The organism is Glycomyces dulcitolivorans, assembly GCF_003265355.1.
Lineage (GTDB): Bacteria > Actinomycetota > Actinomycetes > Mycobacteriales > Micromonosporaceae > Glycomyces > Glycomyces dulcitolivorans.
Genome location: NZ_QFRW01000201.1, coordinates 1 through 6,409 on the forward strand (window position 1 = coordinate 1; position 6,409 = coordinate 6,409).

Sequence of the window (6,409 nt, forward strand, 5' to 3'; positions counted from 1 at the left end):
CGGGGCCGACATGTGCCCGGCGGGCGAGACGGGGCCGCCCGAGGTCGGGCGGGCCAGCGGCTGCTGGTCGGTCGGGGCCGGCCCGGAGGCGGCGCGGACCGCGCCCTCGACCACGACGGTCTCGGGCTGCTCGAACGTCTGCGGCGGCACGCCCAGCTTGGAGTGGATGAGCTGGGAGATCATCGGGATGCGCGAGGAGCCGCCGACCAGGAAGATCCCGACCAGGTCGGCCGGGTTCATGCGGGCCGAGCTGATGGCCCGCTGGAGGCAGTCCACGGTCCGCTCCAGGGGCGGGCGCGCGATGTCCTCGAACTCGGCGCGCGTCAGGTGCGCGTCGACTTCGAGCGCGGGCAGGTGGATGTCGGCGCTGGCGGTGCGGGACAGGGTCTCCTTGGCGCCGCGGACGTCCTCGTAGAGCATCCGGCGGTAGCGGCGGTCCCGGTCGTCGGCCGGGGTCAGGAGCCGCTGCCAGTCGCTCTGGTGGGACGCGCCGTAGGTCTTGCCGAGGTGCTCGACGATGCCGTGGTCGAAGTCGAGGCCGCCGACGTCGCCGACGCCCTCTTCGGCGAGGACCTCGAAGCCGGTCTGGGTGCGGCGCACGACCGTGGCGTCGAACGTGCCGCCGCCGAGGTCGTAGATCGCCAGGGAGCGCCCGGGCGGGACGGCGGTGCCGAGCACCGACGTGAAGTAGGAGGCCGCGGCCACCGGCTCGGGGATGAGCTGCGGGGCGGGGAGCCCGGCGAGGCGCGCGGCGTCCATGAGGATGGAGCGGCGGCGCTCGCCCCAGCGGGCGGGGTGGGTCAGCCGGACCTGGCCGGGCATCTGGCCGGCCTGGCGCTGGGCCTCCAGGGCCACCTGCTGGAGGACGTACGCGAAGACCTGCGGCACGGGGATCTCGGAGGTGCCGAGGAACAGCGAGCCGTCGTCGATGCGGCGCTTCGGGTTCGGTTCGAACCGCGCGGGGTCCATGCGGGCGTTGCGCTCGGCGTCGCGGCCGACGAGCATGCGGCCGTCGGAGTTGTAGTAGACCGACGAGGGCAGGATCGGAGCGCCGTCGAACAGCAGGGGGCGTACGCGTCCGTCGGCCGAACGCAGCACGGCGACGGTGTTCGAGGTTCCGAAATCGATTCCAAGCACGTGCATGTGAGAACTCCTTGTCTGGTGCACACCTTACTGGGCGCGTCCACCCCGGATGCGACCCGTTCGGTGTTCACGCGTCGCTCACGCACCGTTCGCACCCGCTTCGCACCCGTCGCGAGCGGCATCTCACGTGCTCGCCCGCGCGGATCGGGGCCCGTGTTGTGTCACACTTCAAGGGGACGTCCGTGGCCGCCGCGACCGAGCCGGGCCACACTTGGGGGTCCTCGCTTAGGGCGCTCCGGGAAGGATCCGGGCATGTCCAGGCGTTGTACGAAGCGATACCCCGCGAATCGGCGTGATCGGCCGGGGATGGAATCGGTCGGCCAGGAGCTGAACGGCCGGCAGCGTGGTGCAAGTGCTCAAAGGAAGTGCAGGGGAACATGGGCGACAGAATGCTGAGGGGCTCGCGCCTCGGCGCCGTCAGCTACGAATCGGACCGCAACACGGAGCTGGCCCCCCGCCAGACCCGCGATTACGTGTGCCCGCAGGGCCACCGCTTCGAGGTGCCGTTCGCCGTCGAGGCAGAGATCCCGCTCACGTGGGAGTGCCGCCTGGACGGGACCACCGCCAAGCTCGTCGACGGCGAGGAGCCGGAGACGAAGAAGGTCAAGCCGCCGCGCACCCACTGGGACATGCTGCTGGAGCGCCGGTCGATGGAGGAGCTCGAAGAGATCCTCGACGAGCGCCTCCAGGAGATGCGCGCCCGCCGCGGCGAGCGCTAGCTCTATAGAAGGCTTACGGACCCTGGTCGATCGACCGGGGTCCGTTGTCGTACCTGCGGGGCTCGTCGTCCGGGAAGTCCGGAGTCTCGACGTAGTCCCGCTCGTCGACGACCTCGCCGTCGATGACGTCGCCGCCGAAGCGCATCTGCGGGGTGCGGGCCGCGATCCACCGGCCCAGGCCCCGGAAGACGAACCGGGTCGGCGGGAACAGGAGCAGGAGCCCGATCAGGTCGGTGACGAAACCGGGGATGATCAGGCAGAACGCGCCCGCGAGCGCGTACCCGTTCGGCAGCTCCCGGGAGGGGTCGCCGCCGGAGTTGAGGTAGTCGCGGGCGGCCCGGAAGGACTTGGCGCCGACGTACTGGATGAGGGCCACGCCGAGGAAGCTCGTGCCGATGAAGATCATCAGCGTGTAGCCGATGCCGATGAGGTAGGCCAGGCCGAAGAAGGCGGCGGCCTCCGAGACGACCCACACCGCCAGCGCGAGCCTGAGTGCGAACGGGGCCCGCTTGGGTGCCTGCGGCGGCTGCTGGTGCGTCACTCCTCGATTCTGCCACGGGAGAAGAGGTGCCGCAGTTGCCGTGCGCGGTGGGCGAATCCCCACCGGGTCACGTTCCACAGGGCCTCGACCGTGATGGCGCCGTTCATCTTCGAGGCGCCGGCGCGGCGCTCGGTGAAGACGATGGGGACTTCGCGGATGGTGAAGCCCGCCTTGACCGCGCGCCAGGTGAGGTCGATCTGGAAGCAGTAGCCGACGGAGTTGACGGTGTCGAGCTGGAGCTTCTGGAGCGCGTCGAGGCGGTAGGCGCGGTAGCCGGCCGTGACGTCCTGGACCTTGAGGCCGAGCATGGCGCGGGTGTAGATGCCGGCGCAGCGCGAGAGCGCGAGCCGGTGGAGGGCCCAGTTGCGGACCGACCCGCCGGGGATGTAGCGCGACCCCAGGGACAGCTCGGCGCCGTCCTCGATGGCGTCGAGGAGGCGGGGCAGGTCGGCGGGGTTGTGGGAGCCGTCGGCGTCCATCTCGACGACGACGCGGTAGCCGCGCTCGGCGGCCCATGCGAAGGCGGCGAGGTAGGCCGCGCCGAGGCCCTGCTTCTCGGGCCGGTGGAGGACGTGGACGCGCTCGTGCGCCGCCGCGAGGGCGTCGGCGAGGTCGCCGGTGCCGTCTGGCGAGCTGTCGTCCACGATGAGCACGTCGATGGCGGGGCAGCCCTGGAGGGCGGCCGCGACGGTCGTCTCGATGTTGTCGCGCTCGTTGTAGGTGGGAATGGCCACAATGGCCGGACCGACATCGCTGCCGGGGACGTTCCGGTCCGGTGTTCGACTCATGGCGTCGGCTTTCTAGCTCTGGCTGCGGCGGTGCCGGATGTTGATGGCGATTGCGCAGGCCAGGGCCACCAGTGCCGCTCCGGTGAGGACCGCTTCAGGCAGGATACCCATTGTGGTCGCCGGCGTCGAGGCATCGGAGAGCGTCAGATCCGTCTGGATGACGGCCGCGGTGTTGAACTCGGTCGCCTGGGAGACCGCTCCGGTGTGGTCGGTGAACCCGGAGACGCCGACCGTGGAGGCCATGAGGCCGTCGCGGCCGTGCTCGATGGACCGGATCTGCACCATCGCGAGCTGCTGCTGCGCCTCGTTGGTGTCGAAGGTGGCGTTGTTGGTCTGGACGACCATGAGCTGCGCCCCGGCGAGCACGGAGTCGCGGGTCTCGGCGTCGAAGGCGATCTCGAAGCAGATGAGCCCGCTGATCTCGGTGTCCCCCACGGGGATGACGCCGTCGCTCGTGCCGGCCTCGAATCCGGCGACGCTGTCGAGGCCCTCGGCCATGCGCGGGTCGATCCAGCCGGCGAGGGTCGAGAAGAAGTCCTTGTAGGGCACGTACTCGGCGAAGGGCACCGGGTGGCGCTTGGAGTACATGTACACGGGCCCGTCCTCGGGGTCCCACACGATGCTCATGTTCGAGACGGTGCCGTCGTCGTTGTGGACGATGCCGCCGAGGACGATCGGCGCGCCGATGGCGGCCGCGGCGAGGCTGATCTCGTCGTAGGCGTCCTGGTTCTCGATCGGGTCGATGTCGGAGGCGTTCTCGGGCCAGACGACGAGGTCGGGCCGCTCGGCGCGGCCCTCGTTGACGGCGTCGGCGAGGTCGAGCGTGGCCTGCACGTGGTTGTCGAGGACGGCGCGGCGCTGCTCGTTGAAGTCCAGGCCCAGGCGCGGGACGTTGCCCTGGACGACGGCGACGTTCACGCTGTTTTCAGAACTCTGCAAGACGGGTGATGTGTACATGACCGGGTATGTCAGCGCGAGTGGTGCGACGGCGATGCCAGCGGCGGCCGCAGTGAGCCCGACGGCCTTGCTCAGTCCCGCGACGCGCCGCGCGACCAGGGCATACCCAGCCGCGAGGAGGAAGCCGCCCGAAAGGGCGACGATGAAGCTCAGCAGCGGCGCGCCGCCGAGCCAGGCGGCTGCGGAGGTGGGCGCGTCGGCCTGGCTGAAGGCGAGGCGGGCCCACGGGAAGCCGCCGAAGGGCTGGCGGGCGCGCAGGGCCTCCTGGGCGACCCAGGCGACGCCGGTGAGCGGGGCCCAGATCCAGCGGTGTTGGTCGATCAGGCGCGAGCAGACGGCGAGTCCGGCGCCGAGGACGGCGGTGCCGAGCGCTTCGAGCGCGGACAGGAACAGCCAGGGCCACTGGCCGACCTGCGTCGAGGACCAGGCCAGGAGCGGCAGGAAGAACGCCATGCCGTACACGAAGCCGATGCCGAAGCCGCCGCGCAGGCGCCTGCGGTGGACGGCCGCGCCGAAGGCGGCGACGGAGACGGCCGCGAGCGGCCAGGCGCCGTAGGGCGGGAACGCGAGCACGGCCAGCAGGCCGGAGGCGAGGGCGAGGACGAGCGCAGCGGGGAGGCTCAGGCGGCGCCCGAGCGGCGAGGCGACGAGGAGCGAGAGGCGGCGGCGCGGCTGCGGCGCGGGGTCGCCCCCGGCTGCGGGCGCGTCGCGGTCGTCGTCGATCACGGTGCTCAAGTAGGGCGCTCCTCGCTCGTGCGCTGGCCGGGAATCCACCGCGCCTGCGAGGACTCCTCGCGGCCCGGTGGGGCTCTAGCGTACTGCGGAGACGGCAAAGGGGCGTAGCTGTGTCCGGCTACGCCCCTCGCACGGGTTTCTCCCAGTCCCTGTACGGCCGGTGTCCCCTGCCGCGTTCACTGGTGATCTTCGGACCAACTCGCACCCGTCTGGCTGAGCGTCTACGAGCTGTTGTCTAGGGATCACCTGCATCCGCCGCGGGTCCACCACCGGCGACCGGCCCGCCTTCCTCCGCCGACCCCCGCGATCTGGACCTGGCCGCCGGTGACAGTGCGGCCGCGCTGCCACCTTGTCCAGTCTGCGTGGGAGCAAAGCAAGTCGAGTCGCCCCCGACGTTCGGCGGGCCACCGTTTCAGGTCTTCCGCCGAGGACCAGACCACCGTAAGCCAAACAGCGCCGATGGCGTCAACCGGGTCGGAATTTTGGTCCAGCAATTTTTCTCGCGTCAGGGACGGCGCGAGCGCAGGGCCAGGTCAGGCGCGCGTGTACACGAGCGATCCTCCGGCGACGGTGAGGTTGCACTTCGGATCGGGGACATCGGGATCACTCAAGTCGGGGAGCCGCCCGGCGGTGAGGTCCCACACTGTGAAATTGGCTCGGGTGTTCGGGACGAGCGACCCGGAGTCGTCGATCCCCAGGGCCCTCCAGCCGCCCCTGGTGGCCGCCGTGAAGGCCGCGGCCATCGGAAGGCGGGACACGGGGTTCCAGTGCCGCACGGCCGCTCTCACGCCGCCCCACGGGTCAAGTGCGGTCACCGGAGAGTCCGATCCGAAGGCGAGCGGGACGCCGACCCCGGCGAGCTTCGAGAGCGGGTTGGCCGCCAGCGCCCGGTCGCGCCCGAGCCGGGCCGCGTACATGCCCTTCGGTCCGCCCCAGGCGGCGTCGAACGCGGGCTGGACGGAGGCGTGGACGCCGTGGTGGACCATGCGGGCGATGAGCTTCGCGTCGAGGAGCTCGGCGTGCTCGATGCGGTGGCGGGCATGGCGGATGGCGTCGAGGCCGAGTTCGCGCTCGACGGCGTCGAGGCCGTCGAGGACGTTGGCGATGGCGCCGTCGCCGATGGCGTGGAACGCGGCGGGGAGGCCGGCGCGGTGGGCCGATCGCAGGTGGGTCGCGACGTCGGCGGCGGTGAGGTACTCGGCGCCGAGCGTGTCCGCGTCGGTGTACGGCGTACGGAGAAAGGCGGTGCGGGCGCCGAGTGAGCCGTCGGCGGACAGGTCGCCGCCGGCGCCGTGGGCGCCGAGGTCGCGGGCCTTCTCGGCGGCGCCCAGTTCGCCCCACCAGCCGTAGACGGCGGGGTTGCCAGGCTCCCGGCCGAGGGCGACGAGCCCGGAGAACTCGGCTTCGGCGAGCGGGTCGTGGTCGTTGGGGATGGCCATCTCGGCGAGCGCGGCGATGCCGAGGCCCGCGGCGTGGGCGAGCCCGGCCTGGGCGGCGGCGAGGCGCTGGGCGACGGGGACGGCGGC

Annotated in this window: 6 protein-coding genes; 1 reads left to right on the forward strand and 5 read right to left on the reverse strand. The window is 71.6% G+C overall.

Features of this window, described 5'->3' with window-relative positions; genetic code table 11:
* Nucleotides 1-1,143 (reverse strand): Hsp70 family protein (locus DI269_RS14395; protein WP_157974991.1); only part of this gene is annotated, 1,143 nt, incomplete at its 3' end.
* A gap of 377 nt (nucleotides 1,144-1,520) precedes the next feature.
* Between DI269_RS14395 and DI269_RS14400 the strand changes: the two genes are divergently transcribed.
* Entirely contained in the window at nucleotides 1,521-1,862 is a 342-nt protein-coding gene (locus DI269_RS14400; RefSeq protein ID WP_091028371.1) for an RNA polymerase-binding protein RbpA, read from the forward strand.
* A gap of 13 nt (nucleotides 1,863-1,875) precedes the next feature.
* Here the strand turns inward: DI269_RS14400 and DI269_RS14405 are convergent, their stop codons facing one another.
* The 4 genes from DI269_RS14405 to DI269_RS14420 form a co-directional block, all read right to left on the reverse strand.
* Nucleotides 1,876-2,403: an FxsA family protein gene (locus tag DI269_RS14405; protein WP_157974992.1), complete on the reverse strand. Its 528-nt coding sequence runs from the start codon at nucleotides 2,401-2,403 to the stop codon at nucleotides 1,876-1,878.
* Nucleotides 2,400-3,191 carry a polyprenol monophosphomannose synthase gene (locus DI269_RS14410; RefSeq protein ID WP_112136973.1) on the reverse strand — a complete coding sequence of 264 codons (792 nt, stop codon included), beginning with the start codon at nucleotides 3,189-3,191 and terminating at the stop codon, nucleotides 2,400-2,402. The genes DI269_RS14405 and DI269_RS14410 overlap by 4 nt, the downstream gene beginning before the upstream one ends.
* Before the next feature lie 12 nt (nucleotides 3,192-3,203).
* Nucleotides 3,204-4,874 carry an apolipoprotein N-acyltransferase gene (lnt, locus tag DI269_RS14415; RefSeq protein WP_232822752.1) on the reverse strand — a complete coding sequence of 557 codons (1,671 nt, stop codon included), beginning with the start codon at nucleotides 4,872-4,874 and terminating at the stop codon, nucleotides 3,204-3,206.
* 542 nt (nucleotides 4,875-5,416) lie between these two features.
* Nucleotides 5,417-6,409, reverse strand: a 993-nt coding sequence (locus DI269_RS14420; RefSeq protein ID WP_157974993.1) for an amidohydrolase family protein, incomplete at its 5' end; no start/stop codon positions are given.

What these genes read in the sequence shown, in the direction of transcription:
- DI269_RS14400 (WP_091028371.1), top strand. Translation starts at nt 1,521, where the DNA reads ATGGGCGACAGAATGCTGAGGGGCTCGCGCCTCGGCGCCGTCAGCTAC.
- DI269_RS14410 (WP_112136973.1), bottom strand. Translation starts at nt 3,191, where the DNA reads ATGAGTCGAACACCGGACCGGAACGTCCCCGGCAGCGATGTCGGTCCG.